This window comes from Rhodococcus sp. MS16, from assembly GCF_013277795.1.
Classification (GTDB): domain Bacteria; phylum Actinomycetota; class Actinomycetes; order Mycobacteriales; family Mycobacteriaceae; genus Rhodococcus_F; species Rhodococcus_F globerula.
The window spans coordinates 123,689-149,235 of the sequence record NZ_VBTM01000001.1 but is presented as its reverse complement, the minus strand read 5'-3'; the positions used below and the strand labels follow the sequence as shown (position 1 = coordinate 149,235).

General features: G+C 60.8%; 22 protein-coding genes and 1 pseudogene. 18 read left to right on the top strand and 5 right to left on the bottom strand.

Translation table 11 applies throughout. The annotated features are described in order from the left end of the window. Positions 1-39: 39 nt before the first annotated feature. The 16 genes and pseudogenes from FEZ60_RS00665 (at position 40) to FEZ60_RS00590 (ending at position 16,899) form a co-directional block, all read left to right on the top strand. On the top strand, positions 40-399 hold the full coding sequence (locus FEZ60_RS00665; protein ID WP_033234853.1) for an NADH-quinone oxidoreductase subunit A: 360 nt from the start codon (positions 40-42) through the stop codon (positions 397-399). A 78-nt stretch (positions 400-477) separates the two neighbouring features. Next, complete coding sequence (locus tag FEZ60_RS00660) at positions 478-1,032, top strand: NADH-quinone oxidoreductase subunit B (protein WP_033234854.1); 555 nt, start codon at positions 478-480, stop codon at positions 1,030-1,032. 17 nt (positions 1,033-1,049) lie between these two features. Further along, a pseudogene (locus tag FEZ60_RS00655) lies at positions 1,050-1,691 on the top strand (NADH-quinone oxidoreductase subunit C); the annotation flags it as partial. Between the two features lie 8 nt (positions 1,692-1,699). Beyond that, positions 1,700-3,016 carry an NADH dehydrogenase (quinone) subunit D gene (nuoD, locus tag FEZ60_RS00650; protein ID WP_072782567.1) on the top strand — a complete coding sequence of 439 codons (1,317 nt, stop codon included), beginning with the start codon at positions 1,700-1,702 and terminating at the stop codon, positions 3,014-3,016. Beyond that, entirely contained in the window at positions 3,013-3,828 is an 816-nt protein-coding gene (gene nuoE / locus FEZ60_RS00645; protein ID WP_172935326.1) for an NADH-quinone oxidoreductase subunit NuoE, read from the top strand. Before nuoD ends, nuoE begins: the two co-directional genes overlap by 4 nt. A 1-nt stretch (position 3,829) precedes the next feature. Continuing rightward, positions 3,830-5,131 carry an NADH-quinone oxidoreductase subunit NuoF gene (nuoF, locus tag FEZ60_RS00640; RefSeq protein WP_033234858.1) on the top strand — a complete coding sequence of 434 codons (1,302 nt, stop codon included), beginning with the start codon at positions 3,830-3,832 and terminating at the stop codon, positions 5,129-5,131. Next, positions 5,128-7,542 (top strand): NADH-quinone oxidoreductase subunit G, encoded by a 2,415-nt coding sequence (locus FEZ60_RS00635; RefSeq protein WP_172935325.1) that lies wholly within the window; start codon positions 5,128-5,130, stop codon positions 7,540-7,542. The genes nuoF and FEZ60_RS00635 overlap by 4 nt, the downstream gene beginning before the upstream one ends. After that, entirely contained in the window at positions 7,539-8,885 is a 1,347-nt protein-coding gene (nuoH, locus tag FEZ60_RS00630; RefSeq protein ID WP_095886054.1) for an NADH-quinone oxidoreductase subunit NuoH, read from the top strand. The genes FEZ60_RS00635 and nuoH overlap by 4 nt, the downstream gene beginning before the upstream one ends. Continuing rightward, positions 8,878-9,405, top strand: a complete 528-nt coding sequence (gene nuoI / locus FEZ60_RS00625; protein ID WP_033234861.1) for an NADH-quinone oxidoreductase subunit NuoI — start codon at positions 8,878-8,880, stop codon at positions 9,403-9,405. The genes nuoH and nuoI overlap by 8 nt, the downstream gene beginning before the upstream one ends. Beyond that, positions 9,402-10,199 carry an NADH-quinone oxidoreductase subunit J gene (locus tag FEZ60_RS00620; protein WP_092808439.1) on the top strand — a complete coding sequence of 266 codons (798 nt, stop codon included), beginning with the start codon at positions 9,402-9,404 and terminating at the stop codon, positions 10,197-10,199. The genes nuoI and FEZ60_RS00620 overlap by 4 nt, the downstream gene beginning before the upstream one ends. Beyond that, positions 10,196-10,495 carry an NADH-quinone oxidoreductase subunit NuoK gene (nuoK, locus tag FEZ60_RS00615; RefSeq protein WP_033234863.1) on the top strand — a complete coding sequence of 100 codons (300 nt, stop codon included), beginning with the start codon at positions 10,196-10,198 and terminating at the stop codon, positions 10,493-10,495. The genes FEZ60_RS00620 and nuoK overlap by 4 nt, the downstream gene beginning before the upstream one ends. Position 10,496: 1 nt before the next feature. Further along, complete coding sequence (gene nuoL / locus FEZ60_RS00610) at positions 10,497-12,389, top strand: NADH-quinone oxidoreductase subunit L (RefSeq protein WP_172935324.1); 1,893 nt, start codon at positions 10,497-10,499, stop codon at positions 12,387-12,389. Next, complete coding sequence (locus FEZ60_RS00605; protein WP_258190628.1) at positions 12,383-14,005, top strand: NADH-quinone oxidoreductase subunit M; 1,623 nt, start codon at positions 12,383-12,385, stop codon at positions 14,003-14,005. The genes nuoL and FEZ60_RS00605 overlap by 7 nt, the downstream gene beginning before the upstream one ends. After that, positions 14,002-15,597, top strand: coding sequence for an NADH-quinone oxidoreductase subunit NuoN (gene nuoN / locus FEZ60_RS00600; protein WP_172935323.1), 1,596 nt, complete (start codon positions 14,002-14,004; stop codon positions 15,595-15,597). Before FEZ60_RS00605 ends, nuoN begins: the two co-directional genes overlap by 4 nt. A 19-nt stretch (positions 15,598-15,616) precedes the next feature. Beyond that, a complete protein-coding gene (locus FEZ60_RS00595) occupies positions 15,617-16,273 on the top strand; it encodes a lysoplasmalogenase (protein ID WP_033234866.1) in 657 nt (218 codons plus the stop codon). Next, positions 16,270-16,899, top strand: coding sequence for a methyltransferase domain-containing protein (locus tag FEZ60_RS00590; protein WP_172935322.1), 630 nt, complete (start codon positions 16,270-16,272; stop codon positions 16,897-16,899). The genes FEZ60_RS00595 and FEZ60_RS00590 overlap by 4 nt, the downstream gene beginning before the upstream one ends. A 6-nt stretch (positions 16,900-16,905) precedes the next feature. Here the strand turns inward: FEZ60_RS00590 and FEZ60_RS00585 are convergent, their stop codons facing one another. From FEZ60_RS00585 to FEZ60_RS00570, 5 genes are all read right to left on the bottom strand, one after another. Beyond that, positions 16,906-18,162, bottom strand: coding sequence for a DUF1214 domain-containing protein (locus FEZ60_RS00585; protein ID WP_172935321.1), 1,257 nt, complete (start codon positions 18,160-18,162; stop codon positions 16,906-16,908). Between the two features lie 26 nt (positions 18,163-18,188). Continuing rightward, complete coding sequence (locus FEZ60_RS00580; protein WP_045067348.1) at positions 18,189-18,812, bottom strand: TetR family transcriptional regulator; 624 nt, start codon at positions 18,810-18,812, stop codon at positions 18,189-18,191. Positions 18,813-18,874: 62 nt separating this feature from the next. Further along, on the bottom strand, positions 18,875-19,111 hold the full coding sequence (locus FEZ60_RS32230; protein ID WP_084702762.1) for an RGCVC family protein: 237 nt from the start codon (positions 19,109-19,111) through the stop codon (positions 18,875-18,877). 138 nt (positions 19,112-19,249) lie between these two features. Then, positions 19,250-19,591, bottom strand: coding sequence for a hypothetical protein (locus tag FEZ60_RS00575; RefSeq protein ID WP_033234869.1), 342 nt, complete (start codon positions 19,589-19,591; stop codon positions 19,250-19,252). Between the two features lie 131 nt (positions 19,592-19,722). Beyond that, positions 19,723-21,270: an ABC transporter substrate-binding protein gene (locus tag FEZ60_RS00570; protein ID WP_072782489.1), complete on the bottom strand. Its 1,548-nt coding sequence runs from the start codon at positions 21,268-21,270 to the stop codon at positions 19,723-19,725. A gap of 1,073 nt (positions 21,271-22,343) precedes the next feature. Here FEZ60_RS00570 and FEZ60_RS00565 point away from each other — a divergent pair. After that, complete coding sequence (locus tag FEZ60_RS00565) at positions 22,344-23,060, top strand: histidine phosphatase family protein (protein ID WP_033234870.1); 717 nt, start codon at positions 22,344-22,346, stop codon at positions 23,058-23,060. Between the two features lie 1,178 nt (positions 23,061-24,238). Next, on the top strand, positions 24,239-25,510 hold the full coding sequence (locus tag FEZ60_RS00560; protein WP_230590174.1) for an alanine racemase: 1,272 nt from the start codon (positions 24,239-24,241) through the stop codon (positions 25,508-25,510). Positions 25,511-25,547 lie beyond the last annotated feature (37 nt).

Here is a 25,547-nt window from a genome sequence, read left to right as displayed (position 1 = left end):
ACGGGGCGTCACGCTAAACGGAGAGAGGTTCGGTGCGACATGAACGCGTATGTGCCAATTCTCGTTCTGGGTGCCATTGCGATGGCCTTTGCCGTGGTGTCAGTCGTTCTTGCCTCCGTCGTCGGGCCTCGCCGGTACAACCGCGCGAAACTCGAAGCCTACGAATGTGGCATCGAACCGGCGCCCCGCGCCGTCGGTGGCGGACGGTTTCCCGTCAAGTTCTATCTGACGGCCATGCTGTTCATCATCTTCGACATCGAAATCGTCTTCCTCTATCCCTGGGCAGTCCATTTCGATTCGCTCGGTTTGTTCGGACTCGCGGCCATGGGCCTGTTCGTCGTGAACGTCTCGGTTGCGTATGCCTACGAATGGAGACGAGGCGGTCTGAGTTGGGACTGACCTGATTTCCCCGCAGTTGCAAACACAGCAAGTGCACACGCATCCGACGGCAACTCTCACGACGGAAACGAGTCGAATATGGGTCTTGAAGAAAAGCTTCCGAGCGGTTTTCTCCTGACAACTGTCGAGGGCCTGGCCGGCTACTTCCGCAAGGGATCGCTGTGGCCGGCAACCTTTGGACTTGCGTGCTGCGCCATCGAGATGATGTCGACTACGTCCGGCCGATTCGACTTGGCGCGCTTCGGCATGGAAGCCTTCCGCGCGTCACCCCGGCAGGCAGACCTGATGATCGTCGCCGGACGGGTCAGTCAAAAGATGGCGCCGGTCCTGCGGCAGGTCTACGACCAGATGGCCGAACCCAAATGGGTGCTCTCCATGGGTGTCTGCGCGTCGTCGGGCGGAATGTTCAACAACTACGCGATAGTCCAGGGTGTCGATCACATCGTGCCGGTCGACATCTACCTGCCTGGATGCCCGCCACGTCCGGAGATGCTGCTCAACGCAATTATCGAACTGCACAAAAAGATTCAGGACATGCCACTCGGCGTCAACCGCGAAGAAGCACGCGCCGCTGCCGAGCGCGCCGCACTGGCGTCCACTCCCCTGATCGACATCAAGGGACTGCTGCGATGACCGATGAATCCTCCGACCGCCGCGGAATGTTCGGCGCACGCGGCAGTGGCGACACATCCGGGTACAACCGGTTGGCCCGCCCTGCCGCCGCACCGGATGCTGCGACGCGGCCATATGGCGGATACTTCGACGAGATCGCGGACGGATTGTCGGCTGCACTGTCGGACAACGGAACTGCCTTCGACGACGCGGTCGAGAAGGTGGTGATCTTCCGCGACGAGTTGACGTTGCACATCGAACGTTCGTACCTACCCCAGGTGGCCCGCCGTCTGCGAGACGAACCGGACTTGCGGTTCGAATTGTGCCTCGGAGTCAACGGCGTTCACTACCCACAGGATGCCGGACGCGAACTGCACGCGGTGTACCCCTTCTCGTCGATCACCCACAATCGTCGTATCCGGTTGGAGGTGTCGGTACCGGATTCCGATCCGCACATTCCCTCGCTGGTGGGCACCTACCCGGCCAACGACTGGCACGAACGCGAAACCTACGACTTCTTCGGCATCATCTTCGACGGCCATCCTTCGCTCACTCGCATCGAGATGCCGGACGACTGGCAGGGCCACCCCCAGCGCAAGGACTACCCGCTGGGCGGAATCCCCGTCGAATACAAGGGAGCACACATCCCGCCACCCGACGAGCGCAGGTCGTACATCTGATGAACAACATGGCTGACACACCATCACAGGAGACGGTCTACACCGCCTCAGGTCAGGACTGGGACCAGATAGTCGCCGCGGCGGCAGCGGGCCGATCCGATGCCGGTGCCGAACGCATCGTCGTCAACATGGGGCCACAGCACCCGTCGACGCACGGCGTGCTCCGTCTCATTCTCGAGATCGAGGGCGAGACGGTAATCGAGGCGCGATGCGGAATCGGCTACCTGCACACCGGAATCGAGAAGAACCTCGAATACCGGAACTGGACTCAGGGCGTCACTTTTGTCACCCGTATGGATTATCTGTCTCCGTTCTTCAACGAAACCGCGTACTGCCTGGGCGTCGAGAAGCTACTCGGTATCACCGATGACGTCCCGGAACGCGCCACCGTTGTGCGCGTGATGTTGATGGAACTCAACCGGATCTCCTCACACCTTGTTGCGCTGGCTACTGGCGGTATGGAGTTGGGCGCTGTCACTGCCATGCTGTTCGGGTTCCGCGAGCGCGAACTGATACTCGACGTCTTCGAGACCATCACCGGTCTTCGGATGAATCATGCGTTCATCCGTCCAGGCGGACTGGCTCAGGATCTACCCGCAGGTTCGATTCCGAAGATCCGCGAACTGTTGAAGGTTCTGCCGAATCGTCTGCGCGACATGGAGTTGATGCTCACCGACAACACGATCTGGAAGGCGCGAACCAGCGGCATCGGATACCTGGACCTCACCGGATGCATGGCGCTCGGCATCACCGGTCCGGTACTTCGGGCCACCGGCCTCCCCCACGATCAGCGTCGAGCGCAGCCCTACTGCGGTTACGAAAACTACGAGTTCGACGTCATCACACACACCGGGTCCGATTGTTACGGAAGGTACTTCATTCGGGTGGAGGAGATGAAGGAGTCCTTGAAGATCGTCGAACAATGCCTCGACAAGCTGGCCCCGGGACCGATCATGGTCGACGATCGGAAAATTGCGTGGCCTGCAGATCTCCAGGTAGGTGATGACGGACTCGGCAATTCGCAGAAGCACGTCGGCAAGATCATGGAGTCGTCGATGGAAGGCCTCATCCACCACTTCAAATTGGTGACCGAGGGTATCCGCGTTCCGGCCGGTCAGGTGTACGTGGCCGTGGAATCGCCACGCGGAGAACTCGGCGTTCACATGGTGTCCGACGGCGGCACCCGTCCGTACCGAGTGCATTTCCGGGATCCGTCGTTCACGAACCTCCAAGCGGTAGCTGCGATGTGTGAGGGAGGCATGGTGTCCGATGTGATCGCGTCGGTGGCCAGCATCGATCCAGTCATGGGCGGAGTGGACCGATGACAGACTCCACGAAAAACGGTGGCACCCGCGTCTTCCTCGAACTCGGTCCACGGCCCGAAGAACCCACCCAGTTGGTGCGACCAGGCGCTCGAAGCAGCTACCCTGCCGACGTCCTGGCACGACTCGACGCCGATGCCGAGGCCGTCATTGCGCGATACCGTGACGATTCGGCAGGCGAAGGCGCGATTACCAGCAGATCCGCGCTGCTGCCACTACTGCATCTTGTCCAATCCGAGGACGGCTACATCACGCCGGCCGGAATCGACTTCTGCTCAGGCAAACTCGGCTTGACCGGTGCCGAAGTCGCGGCAGTGTCCACCTTCTACTCCATGTATCGGCGCGGACCGACGGGCGAGTACCTGGTAGGCGTCTGCACCAACACTCTGTGCGCGATCATGGGCGGCGATGCCATCTTCGAGGCTCTCGAGGAGCACCTCGAATCGGCGGGCTCCCGTGACGAGGCGTCACATTCGATTTCCACGTCGGACGGCAAGATCACGCTCGAACACATCGAGTGCAATGCCGCCTGCGACTACGCACCGGTGGTGATGGTGAATTGGGAGTTTTTCGACAACCAGACGCCCGAGTCTGCACGCACGTTGGTCGATGCACTCCGTAGCGGCGAGCGTGTCACCCCCAGTCGCGGTGCCACGCTGTGTTCTTTCCGCGAAACCGCCCGCACCCTGGCCGGATTCGCGGATTCCCGCGCCGAAGCTGCCGAGGCTCAGACCAGTGGCGCCGCAACTCTCGCGGGACTGAGAGTGGTCGCGGCGCAGTCCACCGACAATCCCAGCTCCGGCGAAGGGAAATGACATGGCACTTGCGCCTGTACTGAGCCGGCACTGGGACGAACCCCATTCGTGGACTCTCGACGCCTATCTTCGGCACGACGGTTATCAAGGGTTGCGCAAGGCACTCGCGGGCACCGCCGACGACGTGATTGCCACCATCAAGGACGCGGGTCTGCGTGGCCGTGGTGGCGCCGGATTCCCTACCGGTTTGAAGTGGAGTTTCATCCCGCAGGGCGACAACAAGCCGCATTACCTCGTGGTCAATGCCGACGAGTCGGAACCCGGAACATGCAAGGACATGCCGTTGATGATGGCAACCCCTCACACGTTGGTCGAGGGAGTCATCATCGCGGCCTATGCAATTCGCGCGGCCAAGGCGTTCATCTACGTGCGCGGCGAGGTTGTCCCGGTGCTACGACGCCTACAGACTGCGGTTTCGGAGGCCTACGCGGCCGGTTACCTGGGACGCGATATCCAGGGTTCCGGCTTCGATCTCGATCTGGTGGTGCACGCCGGCGCGGGCGCGTACATCTGCGGTGAGGAGACCGCGCTGCTCGATTCATTGGAAGGCCGCCGCGGGCAACCGCGATTGCGGCCGCCGTTTCCGGCAGTGGCGGGCTTGTATGCGTGCCCGACAGTGGTCAACAACGTCGAATCCATCGCCAGCGTGCCGGCCATCATCCAAAACGGCCCCGAATGGTTCAAGTCGATGGGTACGGAAAAATCGCCGGGATTCACGCTGTACTCGTTGTCCGGTCATGTCACGACTCCCGGGCAGTACGAGGCGCCTCTCGGCATAACGTTGCGCGAACTGCTTGGTTACGCCGGCGGCGTCCGGGCCGGCCACACTCTCAAGTTCTGGACACCCGGCGGATCGTCGACACCGATTTTCACCGATGAACACCTGGACGTTCCACTCGATTACGAGGGTGTCGGCGCCGCCGGATCCATGCTGGGCACCAAGGCTCTGCAGATCTTCGACGACACGACGTGCATCGTGCGGGCGGTGCTGCGGTGGACGGAGTTCTATGCCCATGAATCGTGCGGCAAATGCACTCCCTGTCGCGAAGGCACGTACTGGCTCGTGCAGATTCTGCGTCGTCTCGAAGGTGGAAGCGGAACCGAGTCCGACCTGACAAAACTGCTCGACATCTCCGACACCATTCTCGGAAAGTCCTTCTGTGCCTTGGGCGACGGGGCGACCAGTCCGATCATGTCGTCGCTGAAGTACTTCCGCGACGAGTACCTGATGCATTTCGATCAAGACGGCTGCCCGTTCGATCCCGCGCGGTCCGTTCTGGCGACAGGAGCGTACACCTCATGACTGCAGCGGCTGATGTCGAAACCGGTGACGTAATCCCGTCGGACCTCGTCACCCTCACCATCGACGGCACCACGGTCCAGGTTCCCAAGGGCACGTTGATCATTCGCGCCGCAGAGATGATCGGTACTGTCATTCCCCGATTCTGCGATCACCCCCTTCTCGATCCCGTGGGCGCGTGCCGACAATGCATCGTCGAGGTCGAGGGCCAACGCAAGCCGCTTGCCTCCTGCACCACGACGGTCGCGGACGGAATGGTTGTCAACACCCAGGTCACCTCGCCCGTCGCCGAGAAGGCGCAGCGCGGAGTGATGGAGCTGCTCCTCATCAATCACCCTCTCGACTGCCCGGTGTGCGACAAGGGCGGCGAGTGCCCACTGCAAAATCAAGCGATGTCGACGGGCCGGACCGAATCCCGGTTCGGCGAGGAGAAGCGGACGTATCCCAAGCCGATTCCCCTCTCGTCGGAGGTTCTGCTCGATCGGGAACGGTGTGTACTGTGCGCGCGGTGTACCCGGTTCTCGCAGCAGATCGCAGGTGACCCGTTCATCGATCTCCTCGAGCGCGGTGCGTTGCAGCAGGTCGGGATCTACGCCAACGAACCCTTCGAGTCGTACTTCTCCGGAAACACCATTCAGGTGTGCCCCGTTGGCGCTCTCACCAATACGTCGTACCGCTTTCGCGCTCGTCCCTTCGACCTGGTGTCCAGCCCCAGCGTCTGCGAACACTGCGCTGACGGGTGCGCCCAACGGACCGATCATCGCCGCGGGAAGGTACTGCGGCGCCTCGCCGGCGACGACCCGGACGTCAACGAGGAGTGGAACTGCGACAAGGGGCGATTCGCCTTCTCGTATGCAACACAACGCGACCGGATCACCACTCCATTGATCCGCGACCGCGAGGGCGCACTGGTTCCCGCGTCGTGGCCGTTCGCCCTTGACATGGCGGCCCGGAAGTTTGCCGAATCACGGGGCAATGCGGGCGTACTGGTGGGTGGACGGTCCACCATGGAAGACGCGTACGCATACAGCAAGTTTGCACGTATCGCATTGGGCACCAATAATATCGACTTCAGGATTCGCGCCCAGACCCAGGAGGAATCCGAATTTCTCGGCGCTCACGTCGCCGGCCGATCGCTCGATGAATCTGTCACCTACGCAGACCTCGAGGCTGCCCCGGTCGCACTTCTGGTGGCACTCGAACCGGAAGAGGAATCGCCCATCGTCTTCCTTCGCCTCCGCAAGGCTGCGCGGACGCAGCAGACTCGGGTTCTGTCTCTCGCTCCTTTTACAACCCGAGGTCTACAGAAAATGGCCGGCACACTTCTGCAGGCGTCACCAGGGGGCGAACCTGTCCTTCTGGATTCACTGACTGATCCCGACGGCGAAGTCGGCCGGCTGCTCCGTCAGCCTGGTGCAGTCATTCTGGTCGGCGAAAGACTTGGCGCCATCGACGGCGGACTCTCGGCGGCACAGCGATTGGCCGAAACCACCGGTGCACGGCTCGCGTGGATTCCGCGTCGCGCCGGAGATAGGGCCGCCGTCGAAGTCGGCGCTGTGCCGGGACTGCTCCCCGGGGGCAGACCGGTATCCGATCCTGCTGCTCGCGAAGATATTTCCTCGACCTGGTCGGCGGAACTACCCACCGAGCATGGACTGAGTGCAACACAGATGTTGGGATCGGACTCAGCGCTGGGCGCTCTGCTGATCGGCGGGGTCGATCTTGCCGACATGCCGGATCCCGACGCTGCCCGCGCCGCCGTTCAATCCGCCGGCTTTGTCGTCAGCCTCGAGATTCGACATAGCAGCGTCACCGAACTGGCCGATGTTGTGTTCCCGGTGGCGGCCGTCGCCGAGAAACCTGGCACATTCATCGACTGGGAGGGCCGCGAGCGTCCCTTCGAGACTGCCCTGCGGACCACCGGTGTGATGCCTGATCAACGAGTCCTCCAGGCGATTGCGACCGAGATGGGCATCAGCCTTGGACTTCCCGACGCTGCCACCGCGCACGCCGAGATCCTCGCGCTCGGAACGTGGTCGGGCAAGCGGGTACCCGCTCCCCGCTCCCCCGCGTCGGCGCGTCCCGAACCACAACCCGGCGAAGCCGTCCTGTCGAGTTGGCACCTACTTCTCGACCGAGGACGACTACAGGACGGTGATCCCAACCTGGCCGGAACAGCCCACGAACCGGTTGTGCGGCTGTGCGCGAGCACTGCCACGGAGATCGGAGCAATCGAAGGTCAGCCTGTGTCGGTCAGCTCGGACCGTGGAACTATCACGCTGCCACTGGCCATCACGGATCTGCCGACGCGAGTCGTCTGGCTCCCCCTCAATTCGACCGGCAGCGAAGTCAATCGAACGCTGGGAGTATCCCCAGGCGACATAGTCACGATCTCCAATCAGGTGCCGCAATGAGCACTGTCACGTTTATCGCTGAACCCGTGGATCTTTCGGCGTTCGGGCACGATCCACTGTGGCTGGTGATCGCCAAGGCGCTCGTCATCTTCGTGTTCCTGTTGCTCACGACGCTGATCGCGATCTACGTCGAGCGCAAGGTCATGGCCCGAATGCAGATGCGTGTCGGCCCCAACCGGGTTGGCCCGCGCGGATTGCTGCAAAGCCTGGCAGATGGCGTGAAACTGGCTCTCAAGGAAGGCATCACACCCTCCGGCGTCGACAAACCGATTTACATGTTGGCTCCGATCATTGCCGTCGTCCCCGCGTTCATGGCATTTGCGGTAGTCCCCTTCGGCCCCGAAGTGTCGATCTTCGGGACGTGGTCGCCGCTGCAACTCACAGACCTTCCCGTCGGTGTTCTGTACATCCTCGCCGTCACCTCCGTCGGGGTGTACGGAATCGTTCTTGCCGGGTGGTCGTCCGGATCGACCTATCCGCTGCTCGGCGCTCTTCGATCCACGGCGCAGGTCATCTCGTACGAAGTGGCGATGGGCTTGTCGTTTGCCGCCGTATTCCTTTACGCCGGAACCATGTCCACGTCCGGGATCGTCAGCGCCCAGGAAGGATCCTGGTACGTCTTCCTGCTCCTTCCCTCGTTCCTCATCTACGTAGTTGCCATGGTCGGCGAAACAAACCGCGCGCCATTCGACCTTCCCGAAGCCGAAGGCGAACTGGTAGGCGGATTCCATACCGAGTACTCGTCACTCAAGTTCGCGATGTTCATGCTCGCGGAATACGTGAACATGGTGACGGTCTCGGCCCTGGCCACGACACTCTTCCTCGGCGGCTGGCACGCGCCGTTCCCGTTCAATCTCTGGGACGGCGCAAATTCGGGGTGGTGGCCGGTGCTGTGGTTCATCGGCAAGGTCTGGTTCTTCCTCTTCATCTTCATCTGGCTCCGCAGCACGCTTCCCCGGTTGCGCTACGACCAGTTCATGAATCTCGGGTGGAAAATCCTCATCCCGGCAGCATTGGTGTGGGTCATGGCAATCGCCTCGGTACGCGCCTTCCGCAACGCGGGCTACAACACCTGGCTGGTGCTGCTGTGCATCGGTGTGGTTCTGGGCGGCACGCTTGTTCTGGCAGTCGGTGGTCTCTACCGGGGCCGTCGACGCGACGTCGAGCAACCACCTGCCGCAACCGCAACCGCGCCTTTCGATCCCACGCCGTTCGATCCCATGGCCGGCGGCTTCCCTGTGCCGCCGATGCCTGGTCAGACGGTTTCTGCATTCAGCCGAACCGGGGTTACACCCACCGAGACAGCTGCACCCACCGAAACATCGGAGGACTCCCATGCCTGAATTCCTCGGACCCCTTGCCGGATTCGGCGTCACGCTTTCAACCATGTTCAAGAAGCCGGAAACCGAGTTCTATCCGGAAGAGAAGCGGCCGACGGCGCCGGGTTATCACGGTCGCCACCAACTCAATCGGTATGCCGACGGTCTCGAGAAATGCATCGGCTGCGAGCTCTGCGCGTGGGCGTGCCCCGCCGACGCGATCTATGTCGAAGGCGCGGACAACACCGAAGACGAGCGATACTCCCCCGGTGAACGGTACGGCCAGGTGTACCAGATCAACTACTTGCGGTGCATCGGTTGCGGATTGTGTGTGGAGGCGTGCCCCACACGTGCGCTGACCATGACCAACGAATACGAGATGGCCGACGACAATCGCGCCGGTTTGATCTACGAGAAGGACCGCTTGCTCGCACCCCTGAAGCCCGACATGGATGCGCCTCCGCACGCATTGCGCCCGGGAACCACGCAGGACGACTACTACCGCGGCGACATCGCGGCGGCCGGCCAGGAGCCGGAACAATGATCAGCGCGATCACCGCGGAGGTTCTCGCACAGGGAACGCTGACGTCGACGTCGACGGGTGAGGCCGTGCAGTTCTGGATTCTCGGCACTCTCGCCGTGATCAGCGCACTCGGAGTTGTTGCGGCGCCGAAAGCTGTGTATTCGGCGCTGTTCTTGGCGATGACCATGATCATCCTGGCCGTGTTCTACATAGTTCAAGGTGCCTTGTTCCTCGGAGTTGTTCAGGTTGTCGTGTACACGGGTGCGGTGATGATGCTGTTCCTGTTCGTCCTGATGCTGGTAGGCGTCGACTCCTCGGACTCGCTGGTCGAAACACTGCGGGGACAACGCGTCAGCGCGATCGTGATCGGTCTCGGCTTTGGTCTGCTGCTGATCGGCGGACTCGGCAACGCATCGATCTCGGGATTCACCGGGTTCACCAACCTCGAGCAGGGCAACATCGACGCGCTCGCAGATCTGATCTTCATTCGCTACGTCTGGGCCTTCGAATTGACCGGCGCACTGCTTATCACGGCCACGCTGGGCGCGATGATGCTGGCACACCGGGAGAAGATCGAGGCATCGATGAGTCAACGCGAACTCTCGCAGCAGCGATTCAAGTATTTGGGCAGCGACGAACACAATCCCGAAAAGGGCTCGGCCACACCGCTGCCCAGTCCCGGTGTCTACGCCCGGAACAACGCTGTCGACATACCGGCGCGGCTGCCCGACGGCTCGCCGTCGGACATCTCGGTCTCGAGCGCCCTCACGCCGCGCATGCAGGATCCGACAAGCAGAGAGGAGAACAACCGATGAATCCCGAGAACTATCTCTACCTGTCGGTTCTGCTGTTCACCATCGGCGCGGCCGGAGTTCTCCTACGACGCAACGCCATTGTCGTGTTCATGTGCATCGAGTTGATGCTCAACGCCGCCAACCTCGCGTTTGTCACGTTCGCGCGGATGCACGGCAACCTCGACGGCCAGATCTTTGCGTTCTTCACGATGGTTGTGGCCGCCGCGGAAGTGGTTGTGGGCCTGGCAATCATCATGATTATCTTCCGATCTCGGCGTTCTGTATCCGTCGACGACGTAGACCTGCTGAAGTACTGATATGTCAGGAGGAATCACGTCCGCCATCTGGTTACTGCCTGCCCTGCCGCTGTGCGGCGCTGCCGTCCTACTCCTTGCCGGTCGTCGCACCAACACCTGGGGGCACCTGTTCGCGTGCGTCATGGCGTTGGCGTCGTTTGCCGTGGGAGTGGCGTTCTTCGTCAGCATGCTCGGCCGCGACACCGCCGATCGGAGCATCAACGAGCACCTGTTCAGCTGGGTGCCCGTTGACAGTCTGCAGGTCCAGTTCGGCCTCGAACTCGACCAACTCTCCATGTGCTTTGTTCTCCTCATCACCGGCGTCGGCTCGCTGATCCACATCTACTCGGTCGGATACATGGACCACGACCCCGAGCGCCGCAAGTTCTTTGCGTACCTCAATCTGTTCCTGGCGGCGATGCTGCTTCTGGTCCTCGCCGACAACTTCCTCGGCCTGTACGTCGGCTGGGAAGGCGTCGGACTGGCGTCGTACCTGCTCATCGGGTTCTGGCAGCACAAGCCAACGGCAGCGACCGCGGCAAAAAAGGCGTTTGTGGTCAACCGAGTCGGCGACATCGGCCTGATGATCGCAATGATGGTGATGTTCAACACTTTCGGATCGCTCTCGTTCACCACAGTTTTCGGCAACGCCTCGGGCGCAAGTGAAGGGGTTCTGACGGCCATCGGTCTCATGTTGTTGCTCGCGGCGTGCGCGAAGTCCGCGCAGGTGCCGTTGCAGTCCTGGCTGGGCGACGCGATGGAAGGCCCAACCCCGGTGTCGGCGCTGATCCATGCGGCAACCATGGTCACTGCGGGTGTCTACCTCATCGTGCGTTCCAACCCGATCTTCGACCTGGCACCCGACGCCCAAACAGTGGTGGTGATCGTCGGAGCGGTCACGCTCCTGTTCGGCGCGATCATCGGCTGCGCGAAGGACGACATCAAGAAGGCTCTCGCCGCGTCGACCATGAGCCAGATCGGGTACATGGTGCTCGCAGCCGGTTTGGGGCCCGCCGGATACGCGTTCGCGATCCTGCATCTCATCACCCACGGATTCTTCAAAGCCGGTCTCTTCCTCGGCGCCGGTTCGGTGATGCACGCGATGAACGACGAAACCGACATGCGACGCTACGGCGGACTGCGAGCATTCATGCCGTTGACGTTTGTCACGTTCGGGCTCGGATACCTTGCCATCATCGGTGTTCCGCCGTTTGCGGGCTTCTTCTCCAAGGACAAGATCATCGAAGTTGCCATCGGCGACGGCGGGGTCAAGGGCATAGTCCTCGGCCTGGTCACGTTGCTGGGTGCCGCACTCACCGCGTTCTACATGACCCGCGTGATGCTCATGACCTTCTTCGGGAAACCTCGATGGGACAACCAGAATCCACACGAATCCCCTTCCGTGATGACGTCTCCGATGATTGTGCTCGCGGTGGGATCCGTCGGCGCCGGCATGCTGCTGACCATCGGGTCCAGCTTGCAGAACTGGCTCGAACCCGTTGTCGGCGCCCATCACGTGGAGCCGCCGATACCCGCGTGGACCATCACCCTGATGGCCCTGGTTGTGGTCGCGCTCGGCGTCGGAGTTGCCTACCGCGAGTATGCAACTCGGGAAATCCCGGTAGAGGCGCCCACTGCCGTGTCCGCGCTGACCGTCGCCGCCCGTCGTGATCTGTACGGCGACGCATTCAACGAAGCGGTGTTCATGAAGCCCGGCCAACAGCTCACCCAGACGTTGGAGGTGGTCGACACCAAAGGCATCGACGGTGCGGTCGACGGCTTTGCCGGGGCGGTCAGCGGACTTTCCGGCCTGGTCCGCAAGCTGCAGACAGGCTTCGTCCGTTCCTACGCCTTGGTGATGTTCGTGGGTGCAGCGCTGGTGGTCGCGACGATGATGGCGGTGACACTGTGGTGAACGAATCTGTGACAAACGCCGGCTTCCCCGCTCTGACATTCCTGTGGCTACTCCCCCTGGTTGGCGCCGCCGTGGTGGTCGCACTTCCGGCCCGGATGTCTCACATCGCCAAATCCGTTGCTCTTGCGGTGTCGTTGGGTGTCCTCGCGATCGGTGTGGCCCTCGCCATCACGTTCGACCGCGGCGGACAGCAGTTCCAATTCGTCGAAAGGCACAGTTGGATACCCGCATTCGGGACCAGTTACAGCCTGGGACTGGACGGCATCGCACTTGTTCTCGTTCTACTGACGGCAGTACTGGTGCCGCTGCTCTTGGTTGCCGGATGGAACGACGTCCCCGCGGTGCCGGCGGAGACCCCGGACGAACCGCCACGACGCTTGCCGCACACGTACTTCGCCTTGATCCTCGTAGTCGAATCGATGGTGCTGCTGTCGTTCAGCGCGCTCGACGTTCTGCTCTTCTACATATTCTTCGAGGCAATGCTGATACCGATGTACTTCCTGATCGGTGGTTTCGGTGGTGCCAACCGGTCACGCGCCGCGGTCAAATTCCTGTTGTACAACCTGCTCGGCGGGTTGGTCATGCTCGCGGCAGTCGTTGGCCTCTACGTGGTGACCGCCCGCGCGGAGAGCCCATTCACCTCAGGAACTTTCGACTTCCAAGCCATCGCCGCAGCAGCTGCGAACGGCGATCTGGGTGTCGGGCCAGGTGTACTCAACGCACTGTTCCTCGGCTTCATGTTTGCGTTTGCGGTCAAGGCCCCACTCTGGCCGCTGCACAGTTGGCTGCCGGATTCGGCGGTGGAATCCACGCCGTCGACAGCTGTTCTGATGATGGCCGTCGTCGACAAGGTGGGTACCTTCGCGATGATTCGCTACTGTCTGCAACTGTTTCCGGAGTCGTCCGCGACGTTTGCGCCATGGATCATTACGCTCGCAGTGATCGGCATCGTCTACGGCGCGATTCTCGCGATCGGGCAGACGGACATCATGCGCCTGATCGCGTACACGTCGATTTCGCACTTCGGGTTCATCATTCTGGGGATCTTTGCGATGACCAGTCAGAGCCAGGCCGGTTCCGCTCTGTACATGGTCAACCACGGAATCTCGACGGCGGCACTGTTCCTGATCGCGGGTTTCCTTGTCTCGCAGCGTGGTACACGCGCCATCGCGGCGTATGGCGGTGTGCAGAAAGTTGCACCGGTTCTTGCCGGCACCTTCCTCGTTGCCGGACTTGCCACTCTCTCGCTTCCCGGCCTGGCGCCGTTCATCAGCGAATTCCTGGTCCTGATCGGCACATACACGCGCTATCACGTCGCTGCCATCATCGCGACCAGTGCGCTGGTCCTGTCTGCGATCTACATCCTGTGGCTCTACCAGCGGATCATGGGTGGTCCCGAGAAAGAAGGCTCCGACAAAATCCGCGATTTGGTTCGCCGCGAACTTGTTGTGGTGGCGCCGTTGATCGCGCTCCTGCTCTTCCTGGGCATCTACCCCAAACCGGCTCTCGACATCATTACCCCTGCGGTCAGCCACACCGTCGTCGATGAGGTGCCCACACCCGTGATCGCCGATGCCGATGCCGATGCCAGTACCGAGGAAGGTGCCCACAAATGAGTTCCTTCGACGGATTGGCCGTTCTCGCGGAGCCTGCATCCCATTCCACGAGTGTCGAATACAGCCTGCTGTCACCGATGCTGATCGTATTCGGTGTCGCGGTGGTGGGAGTGCTGGTCGAAGCGTTTGCACCTCGCTCGGTGCGCTACCCCGTCCAGTTGGTCCTCGGTATCGGCGGATTGGCTGCGGCATTTGTGGCTGTCGTCGCACTTGCGGGCACTCGATCACTGGCAATGGCGGGATCCGTTGCCGTCGACGGTCCAACCCTGTTCTTGCAAGGCACCATTCTGCTGGTTGCGATTCCGGCCGTGTTGCTGATAGCCGAGCGCGGATCAGGCGATACGGTGCCTGCCGAGAATCACGAGGACGCGCTGGGGAGTTTCACGCCTCAAGCGTCGAGCGTTCCCGGCAGCGTTGCCGAACAAGAAGCAACCAAAGCCGGTGTTGCACAAACAGAAGTGTTCCCACTGACGCTCTTTGCGGTGGGCGGAATGCTCCTCTTCCCCGCATCCAACGATCTCCTGACGATGTTTGTTGCGCTCGAAGTGTTCTCACTTCCGCTGTACTTGCTGTGCGGATTGGCGCGACGACGCCGTCTCCTGTCGCAGGAAGCGGCGATGAAATACTTTCTGCTCGGGGCATTCTCGTCGGCGTTCTTCGTGTTCGGCATTGCCCTGCTCTACGGCTATGCCGGCACGGTCACGCTCTCCGGTATCGCCGATGCGGCACGAATCGGAACGGAGAACGATTCCTTTTTGTGGCTCGGCACCGCCCTGCTGGCGGTAGGTCTGTTGTTCAAAGTCGGCGCAGTGCCCTTCCATTCGTGGATTCCCGACGTGTATCAGGGTGCACCGACCCCGATCACCAGTTTCATGGCTACTGCCACCAAGATCGCCGGCTTCGGAGCCATCCTGCGAGTGTTCTACGTGGCCCTGCCCAACGAGTACGTGAATTGGCGTCCACTGATGTGGGGCGTTGCGATCGCCACGATGGTTGTCGGTTCCGTTGTCGCTCTCACGCAGACCGATATGAAGCGAATGCTGGCGTACTCGGCCATCGCACACACCGGATTCATCCTGACCGGGGTGGTCGCCGATTCGGATGCGGGTCTGTCTTCGACGATGTTCTACCTACTCGCCTACGGATTCAGCACGCTCGGCGCTTTTGCGGTGGTCACTCTGGTGCGTGACACTGACGGCGAAGTTGCCACACTGAATCGCTGGGCCGGATTGGGTAGGCGCTCACCGTTGATCGGAATCGTGTTTGCACTGTTCCTCCTAGCTTTTGCCGGAATTCCCTTGACCAGTGGATTCATCGGCAAGTTCGCGGTGTTCCAAGCCGCCGCGGAGGGCGGCGCGGCCCCACTCGTGATTGTCGGTGTCCTGTGCAGCGCGATTGCGGCGTACTTCTACGTGCGAGTCATCGTGTTGATGTTCTTCACCGATCCTGTTGACGACGCCCCGAGCGTCGTTGTTCCGAGTGCGCTCACCAGCAGTGTCATCGGCCTCGGCGCCGGCGTGACACTGATCCTCGGAGTGCTGCCGCAACCGGCACTCGATCTTGCCGAGCGAGCAGCGGAGTTCATCCGTTAAGTCCCGATACGGTGGATCGATGACAGTGGAAAAGCTCATCGTGCGGAGTCCGTGGTTTGTTGCCTTCGCGATTGTTGCCGTCGCGCACCTGATCCTCAACGGCGCGGACGTGACGCCGTGGGATGGCATCACAAAAGTGATGCTTGCTCCGCTCCTTGCCGCCTGGGTTCTGGTGGATCACGGACCGAAAATTATCGCCGCCGCGCTTATCGCGTGCGCCTTCGGCGATCTGTTCCTTCTCTGGGACGGCACCTTCATCGTCGGAATGGCGGCCTTCGCGATCGGCCACATCTGCTTCATCCGTTTCTTCATCTCGCGCGGAGCACTGCAAGGTATCCGTAAAAACCCGTGGGTTCTCCTCGCCTACACCGCCGCCGCCGTCGCCCTTGTTGGTTACACCTGGTCCGGCCTCGGCGAACTCCAGATTCCCGTCCCGATCTACGCCGCAATCCTGGTCTGCACCGCGGCAACCTCATTGGCTTACAACAAGACTGCAGGATTGGGCGGAGCACTCTTTCTCTTCTCGGACGCCATTATTCTGTTGGGCCAAGCAGACAAGTGGCAGCCCGAACCCACCGACATCTGGATCATGGCGTCGTACATCCTCGCGCTGCTCCTCCTGACGGTTGGCATCCTCAGTCAGGAGAAAATGAGGCTCGGTACCATCACAAGATGACTGAACCGGCCCCCAGCCAGCGCACACCCAGCCAGTGGGAAGAAATCACCACTGCCGACCCATCACATTCCACGCGGTACATCGAACGCTTCCGGACCATGGCAGCGGAAGGCAATGACATTGTCGGTGAGGCTCGGCTGATCGACGCAATGCTCGGCCGCGGCGGCCGGGTTCTCGACGCAGGCTGTGGGCCGGGACGCCTGGGAGGTCACCTGCAGAAAGCCGGCCACGAGGTTGTCGGCGTCGATGTTGATCCGGTACTGATCGCCGCAGCGGAAGCGGACTACCCCGGACCCACGTGGCTCGTCGGCGATCTTGCGGAGTTGGATCTGCCCAGTCGTGGAGTTGCGGCCGATTTCGACGTCATCGTGTGCGCCGGCAATGTGGTGACCTTCCTCGCGCCGTCGACCCGACGGACCGTGCTGGCCGGGTTCGCCCGTCATATCTCCCCGACCGGACGCGTGGTCGTCGGTTTCGGCGCCGGACGCGACTACGAATTCTCGGACTTCCTGGCCGACGCGTCAGCCAGCGGGCTTACGGTTGATCTGCTGCTCTCCACGTGGGACCTACGACCGTTCACCGATAATTCCGGCTTCCTGGTGGCGGTGTTCTCCCGCGCAGAATAGTCGGCTCTATCGCTGATAGCGAGCCAGTACCGCACGACGGCGACGATCGAGCATCGATCTTCTTTCGTCCGCCGAAATCCGTTCGACCCCGGGTAGTTCCTCGGCCAGGTCAGCAAACTTCACGACTCGCACGGTGGGCGTCGGCAGATCGTCACTGCCGGCGAGCCACCATCGGTACACGCAACGAGTGAAGCGGTTTCCGGCCGTGTCGAGCCAATTGGCCACTCCCGGATCACGATGTGCAAGAACGGCCCGAAAGACCCCACCCTCGAGCACTGCTTGGTGTCCGTTGAGCGACGTCTGGCGGAACGTGTAGTCCAGCGACTGGCCCCAGTAGTCGCCGAGATGGATATTCCAGAAATGGCAGTCCGGTGGTGTCACCTCGATGATGACGGCTTCGTCGTCGCCGATCTCGAAACTTCCTCCGCCGTAGGCGATGTACCCGGTATCGGAAGCGTAGGTCTCACTTACGGGTGGCTGTGTTCGCAGTACGTTGCGCTCACCGGCGCGGGCCGCATACATTGCTGCCCAGTAGTCCGAGAATCCGTCGACGAACTCACCGACTCTCGTCACCTGACTGGCGATCACCACGGGGTCCGGCACCGGCCCGGTTCCTGAGAAGTCCAGCCGCTCGAGCGAAATGTGATACGGCTCTTCATTTTCCCAGTCGTAGAAGTACTGACGGATCATCAGCTTGGTCGCAGCGGCGTCCATCGGCAGCCAGTTCCCGTCATGGCGCTCAGCACTGATGATCACCTCGAAGTCGCCGTTTGCATCCAAGGTGATTCCGCCGGGATTCGACATCGCGCCAAGGGTGCCGGCCGTCGCGGCTTTGAACGCTGCCGCAAAATCTCTGCGCTCGAGCGCGGCGCGGTCCAGGTTCTCGTACAGATTGACGGAGTCGTACAACGTCAGCCCAAGATATCGCGCGCACCCGCCGGTACCTGTCAGTCGATATGTACCGGCCGCATCGAGAGTTGCGTGACCGAACAAGCAATCCGGAGACTCTGTCGCATAACGCTTCGTATTGTCTTGGAGGTGACCGACTTCCGGGTATTGCGGGTCGGCACTGAACACCATCTGCTCCAGCCCCGCATTGAGAAGATTCAGCAAGTATCGGTATCCCGCCGAGCGCATCGTGGGGTCGACTGCCACCGGGTCACGTGCCACAAGAGTGCCTGCGGACCGCAGGTCGTCACACATTTTTGCCCAGGCTGCATCCAACGCAGCATTATCGGCTTCGGAACGAGAGGAAACGTCCATCTTTGCTCATTTCTGTTTGTCAACAGTCACACTGATTGCCCAGCAGACAACGCAGCAACAGCCACCACCAGGACATGCTCGACATAGTCGTCGAAAGTTGCTGAAGCAGAGCTGATTCCGAGCGCACGACGTCTCATGTGTAGAGCGATCGCCGAGAACGCCATAGTGAACATCATCTCGACTCGCTCAGCAGCCTGATTCTCCGTCAGATGTGTCAATGAAGACACCAACCTTTGATGGATTTCTCGGTTCACATTGCCGGGGGAATCAAGATCTGGACCAAAATAGTCCACCGTAGGAAGGAGTCTGACAATGAATTCGGCGTAGTTCGCGCCGTCGACGGATCTGCTCACCGAGGATGCAAAAGGAACGATCGAGGCCTCGACGAGTGCTCGCAATTCGCGGCCACGGCCGGCTGCGTCGATTGTCGCCAAGAAGGCACGTCGGTCCTCTGCGATTGCCACCATTCGGCGACGGAACACTTCAATGAGCAGTTGATCGCGTCCACCGAAGTGATACTGCACCGCGGACGTATTGCGTTGGCCCGCAATGTTTGCCACATCTCGCATCGAGAGCGCGTCGACTCCCTGGGTGCCGAGCAGCCGCTCGGCGACATCGACCATTGCACTTTTGGGATCTACTGATGCCATGCGAGGACGCTATAACGCACTGCATTAAATTGTCAATGCAGTGCGTTAATTCCGGGTGGCGTTCAATACCGCGTGTAGTGCTGCATGCTCACATGCTCATCCGGGCAGATGCATTTTCGGTCGAGGTTCCGGTCCGAAGTCACGCGGCAGAATCGAACTCCGAGGGGATCGTGGGATTCCAGACTGTGCCCACAAGCCGGACAGGACGGCGTCGAATCTGCCGATCCTTGCGCCTGCTGCGCGGCAGGTGACTGGGAAACGTCGACAGAATTCGACACATCGGTCGGGTTCGAGGCCATGGCGGTTCTCCATTCTCGACCTTTCAACTTCCGGCCGATGTGGATGCCGAGGACGACGTGGCGTGACGGCACACATTCGATTTGCCCTCGGCATCCTCCACGCTACCCGCTTCGGTCTCGGCGTCGTCCCCTACCGGCCTAAGCCACTCGCTTAGCGGTACGCCCGCCGAATTCCAGCATCACAGCGCGTCCGGTGTCGTCGGTGACGAAGCGTCCCAACGCCCGAGTGGTGTCCGCACGAGCGGCGAAGTTGTTGTCGTTGACGAAGGCAATCGGGATCGCCGGCGGCCAGACGATGTCCTCGTACTCGCCGAGGTCCTTTGCGCTACCCATCCGGATGCCGATTCCCCCGTCACCAGGGGCGACCGTCATTGTCAGCGAACCCGCCTGATACTTGCCCAGGACCGCGTCGACCGCAGCGGGGGTGAGGTCGACCAGGTCGAGCGAAACGGGCGTGGGCAGTTCCGCGATGTTGCTCATGCACCAATCGACAATCTTCTTGGCGATTCCTCCACCGAGCGCATTGGTCAGAAAGGAATTTGCTGTTGGACAACGATATTAGCCCCAAGTCAAGTTTCTCGGCTACCGAAGTTTTGTCTTCGCAGCCCCGATCAGTTGAACCAGGCGCGCTCCCATTGGAACGCGGCACCTGCGGCAGTTCCTGTGGCGGCGATTCCCTCCACCTTGTCATCTGCGTAGAGGTAACCTGAGATGTTCTGCCAGATTCGGAACGGGGCGTCTTTCGAGATCTCGCCGTTGACGACCTGGTAGGCACTGGTGACTTCGTCAGGATTCGCGGATGCGCGCGTGATGTCGAGGGCTTCATCGACCTTGGGATTCGAGTAGCCCATGGCGTTAAGCGCTCCGTCGCTGTGGAACATGTCATACAGTGAGTCGAGGTCCTCGGACAGATTGGCGGTGACCACAATCTGGTACTCGCGCTGCCTCTTTCGCTTGAGCATCGTCGTGTTGTCGACAGGTTCGAGCCGTACGGTAAGTCCGTCGATCTCTTGCAGCTGTGCCTGGAGCAGTTGGGAAGTCTGTTCCATGACTGGAAAACCCGCGTAGGTCAGCAGGGAAATGGTTTCACCGGTCTTGCCTGTTTTCTTCAGATATTTGTCGAAGAGACGCTGCGCTTCTGAGAGATCCAGCGCCGGAAAGGTGCCAAGTGCGTGGTCATCGGTCCTGACGAACGTATCGGCCGCTGCCTCGCCGGGGGCCACAGCGTTGTTGATCTGGCTCCCATCGATGGCGTGCTGGATGGCTTGGCGAAGATCCTGGTCCTGAATCGCCGGATCGGTGTAGTTGAACATCAATCCGGTACCGCCGACCAGAGGGGTGTCGTAGATGTCGTAGCCACCTATGCCTGCGACGGTTTCGGTGTCTTTCTTGAAGGAGGACGTGGCGACCTCGACCTCGCCACTACGTAGAGCGTTCAACCGTTGGTCCTCGGAGTTGATTACCTTTGTGGTCAAGCCGTCGAGGTAGGGCAAGCCCTGTTCGAAGTAGGTGGGGTTGCGGGTTAGTTCCATTTGGGTACCGCGCGTCCACCGCGTGAGCACGAATGGGCCGGCACCGACCGGCGTGTTCCCCACTTCCGCACCCGCAGCCTGGATCGCCGTGGGTGAGCCGATCGCACCGAGACCCTTGACCAGCTGCCACGGGAGCTGATAGTTCGGCGACTCTGACATGACATTGACGGTCAGTGGATCGACAACCTGCCATGTCATGCCGTTCGTGGCGCGTATCGCGGGCGAAAGCGTCTGCGGATTTTTGATCCGGTCCCAGTTGAACACCACGGCGGCGGCATCGAACGGGGTTCCGTCGCTGAACGTGACTCCCTCGCGCAGCTTCAAGGTCCACTTCTGCCCGTCCACGCTCTCGAATGACTCGGCCAGGTAGGGAGTGAATTCTGCGGTCGCGTTGTCGTAGCGCAGCAGGGTCCCGAAGATCGTCGAGCATCGTGGGGGCGCAACCGTACTGCAGACGGCCGGGTCCATAGATGCGGTCTCACCGGTCACGGCCCAGGACAAGGTGCCACCGCTCTTAGGTTCTCCCACAGCATTATTGGGGACCCCGGAGGAACTCGAGCATCCCGCCAAGGCCACTCCTGTCATGAGAACCGACGCGACAGCCACCGTTAATCGCCGAGATTTCATTCCTTTACTCCTGTGTTTGTCGAAGAAACAACTGACGCATAAACGTGCCTCTGCTCTGGAGCAGTTCAGTGTCGATCGGGAATAGCATTCAACAGCTCCACGAGCCGCGCGAAGACCCCAGTTGATGGTCTTCCAAACCGGTCGGTGGCGCCGCGGTGGCTACAACGAGGTCCTCCTCTCGGCGCACTAACCGGCCTCAAATTCGCAACTCGCGGGGAGCATCGCTTAGGCAGGGCTACTGCCCCCAACGAGGCTGTCATGATCCGTGAATGACCATGGTTCGCCTCGCGAACTCGGCGTTGCGCCTCGAAATAGGCGAGATGCTCACGCGCATAGCCGATTAGCTCTGCGCCGAGCGTTTCGTACACGATGATACTGAACAGGTGGACAGTCCGGTTGACTGCGGCGTCGGCTGAGCGATAACGCCTTGCGGCGCCAGTACCGGCCATGTTGATCTCAGGTTTGATCCCGCAGCTCGCTGACAAGTTCGCGAAGGTCGTCATCTGTTCTGGCAATCCCTCCACAAGTGCTGCCCGCGGGCCGGGCAGCAGCAAAAGAGTTCAATATAAACGTAGACCACTTTGTACACTATGTAGCGCGCATCACACAAATGCGGAATCCCCTAGCGATGTACCTCTTCTCGAAGTTCGCTCGATATGAACGACCTTTTCGCTGACCGATCAGGAGAACTTGGGTTGGCGTATGAAGGGGCATGTTCTCGATTAGCCTCCCAACCTCTCCGACGCGCGAGGCGTCGGATTGCGCTTTTCGGATCCAGTTGAGCGGCGTCTGCACTGTTCTACCGGAGAGTTTGTCGACGGCGGATTCGACTGTAGCCCAACCCGATCGATACTCGTGTTGGACTTCTGCGTCAATCCGCACGCTTACCAGCTGGCAGTGGAGACGACGGCATCGTGGAGGAGCCGACAGGCTAGTTCCTTCTGTCGTCTGCGCAAAAGCCAGGACATTTTCGGATTTCAGGTGTCCAGCCGATGATTATAGGTATATTCAGTTAACTTAGTTAGATGATTGTAATCTGGCGCAATTTTTGCTTCCCACGAAAGAAGGTTCTCGTGTCCCTCGTCCCCCCGAGTTTTACCAACGCGGTAGTTGCCGTTGCGCTATTTGCCTCCGGAGGCTCATTCGGCACGGGTTCGAGCGAAGCCGTCAACGCGCGGGAGCCGATCGCAATTACCTTCATGCGACACGCCGAGTCCGCCGGCAATGTTTCCGGAGTCATCGACACCTCAGTGCCGGGGCCAGAGCTCACTGAAAAGGGCCGAAACCAGGCTCAAGTCGCGGCGGACACCTTCAGCAAGCTCGACTACGACGGGGTCTACGCCTCTACGATGATTCGAACGCAGCAGACTGCAGACCCCATGGCGAAAGCGGTGGACGCGACAGTCGAGGTGCTGCCAGGTCTGCAAGAAATCGAAGCCGGCGAATTTGACGGAAAGCCAGAAGAGGAAGGAAGAGTCGCCTACGCTGCCACCTCTGACTGGTTGAAGGGAAACCGTGACGCGCGGATACCCGGAGGGATAGACGGCAACGAGTTCGACCAACGTTTCGACAGTGCTGTTGAGAAAATCTACGCCAGCGGCGACACCCACCCGATCGTCTTTTCCCACGGCGCATCGATCCCGACCTGGGTTCTCATGAACGTAAGAAATCCCGATCTCACGTTGGTGACAACCGACCGTCTCCCGAACACCGGGTACATCGTCATCACGGGCACTCCCGAGACAGGTTGGACACTCACCGACTGGAACGGGAAGAACATTTCGCAATAGTGAATCTCACCCGGGTTGATCTTCGCGTGCCGACAAGGCATGCTCAGAAACTGAGCAGTCCGATTGCACAACATCGACTTTCGTAATCCATTGGGCGGCGCGATCCGGAATTCGCAGCCGTGACTCGTTCGTTCGGAGACTTCCTGCGATAGGCACGGGACCTTCTTCGTAGAGGTTGTCGAGTGCGTCGTTGGCGTGGCGGGTACATCGAAGCGCGCGCGCGGTACATGAGCGCGAGTTGGCGTTCTAACATCCAGACGGTGTCCGCGTCGTTGGGATCGGAGCCCCGAAGCGAGCGGCTCCGAGCCATTCGGATGCATGATACCGAATTCGCTCGACCCCCAATGGTTACGGATTGGAAGGGAAAGTTGCTCGCCAGCAGCAGGCTGCGGGTTTCATGCAGGGTGTTATCGACGGTTGAAACTGCCTCCACTCCTTCGCTTTTCGTAGATCACTACGCGTGCGTGGTCTGACAGCGTGAGCAAATGGATGTACCGGCACAGAGGCATCTGGTCCGTGAGGCACACCGAGCGAGGCGGGTTGAGCGTTTGCGATCGCGCACACTGACCAAGTCGGTGAGAATACGGTATATATCCGTATTGATACCGGCCCCGACGCCCTCCATCGGCTTCCCGTCATCTGGATCGAACCCTTGCTGGACTCGCCCGATCTGGCATCTGAGATCGTCCGTCCTGCACGTTGCCCGGAAGATCACGCATTGCCGCGAAATACGGGTTCGTACTTCCGATGACGCGCTTCACACATTCTACCTCGCCCGTTTCGAAGAGGTTATTTACGTGTTGCACCGCGCCCCGAGGAAGACACAGAAGGGCATTGTCAAGTTATTTGGGGTTCAGCCACTTTCAGGGCAGCAGGGCTTCACACGCCACTGTCAGGTTGTTGAAAATGTCTCATCTGCGATGATGCGATGGTATTTGAAGTACAAGAGATACCGGTTCCCGAAGGAGATCATCACCCACTGCGTACGGCTCTACCACCGGTCCACGCCTGCGCTCCGGGAGATCGAGTGCTCATGGCCGCCCGTGGGGTCGTGGAGGCCTCCTCGTCGAGGATGCGCTGCCGGGTCGACCAATTCACCGATCGTGACCGAAAAGGCACTGACAGAAAGTCTTTCACTCATGAATACGTCACTACCAGCCAAAGGCACAAACGACGGCATGACCGACCACACGAACCCACCGATCGGCTGGCAGCACAAAGCCTTCGGAACCGACCTCAACGGTCTGCGCAGTTCCGACCTCGAAGCGTTGGGGATCTCCGCTCTCGACGGCGACCTCCCACTCCCGGTGATGACACTCGATCGGGAGGCGATCTCACACAATGTCGACCTCATGGCAAAGTTCTGCGCCGACCACGATGTCGACCTGGCACCTCATGCCAAGACCACGATGAGTCCGGAATTGGTTCATCGACAACTCGACGCCGGAGCGTGGGGAATGACCGCGGCGACGGTCGCGCAGGCCCGCATTCTCCGCGAGTTCGGCGTCGACACCATCATCATCGCGAGCCAAGTACTCGACCCGGCGGGCATTCGATGGATCTGTGATGTGCAGCAAACAGATCCCGGGTTCTTCGTCGCTACCCTGGTCGACTCGATCGAGAGCGTCCAACTCATGGAGAGCTTGATCGCGAAAGTCTCACCGAGCAGCAGAATCCGAGTACTCGTCGAACTCGGCTACGACAACGGTCGCGCCGGGGCACGCACACTCGACCAGGCACTCGACGTCGCCCGCGCAGCGTCACAGACCCAGTCACTCGTCCTCACCGGAGTCGAGGGGTTCGAGGGCATGATGCCGGGCGCGTCAGTGGCTGCCCGCCGAATCTCTGTCGATTCGTATCTCAGATCCGCGCGAGTATTCACAGAAATCTGCGTGGCGGAGAACCTGTTCGAGAACAACTCGACACAAGCTCCGCTCCCCCTGGTCACCTTCGGCGGCAGCGCATTTCACGATCTGGTAGTCCGCGAGTTGGCCGGCCGTTGGGCAACAGGTAACGGTGTGCGCGTCGTACTGCGCAGTGGTTGCTACATCACTCACGATCACGGCCTCTACGCCGATACCTCGCCATGGGCCGATGGTCCGCGGACTTTGCGGGCAGCTGCCGAGGTCTGGGGCGTTGTGCTCTCCCTACCTGAGCCGGGCCGGGCGATCCTCGGCTTCGGTCGTCGCGACGTGGGTTCCGACGCAGGCTTTCCCACAGTACTGTGGCGACGCCGAGACGGCTCCAATCAGTCGGCTCGGGAACTGTCCATCTCTGCACTCAACGATCAGCACGCTTACGTCGATCTGCCGGGAAATTTCGACGTGCGTGTCGGTGATCTCCTGGGCTGCGGAATCTCGCACCCGTGCACAACTTTCGACAAGTGGTCACTGATTCCCGAGGTAGATGCACGTTATCGCGTCGTAGGGTCAGTCCACACGTTCTTCTGAAAACCCGAGAAAGGCGTCCCCGCGGGGACGCCTTTCT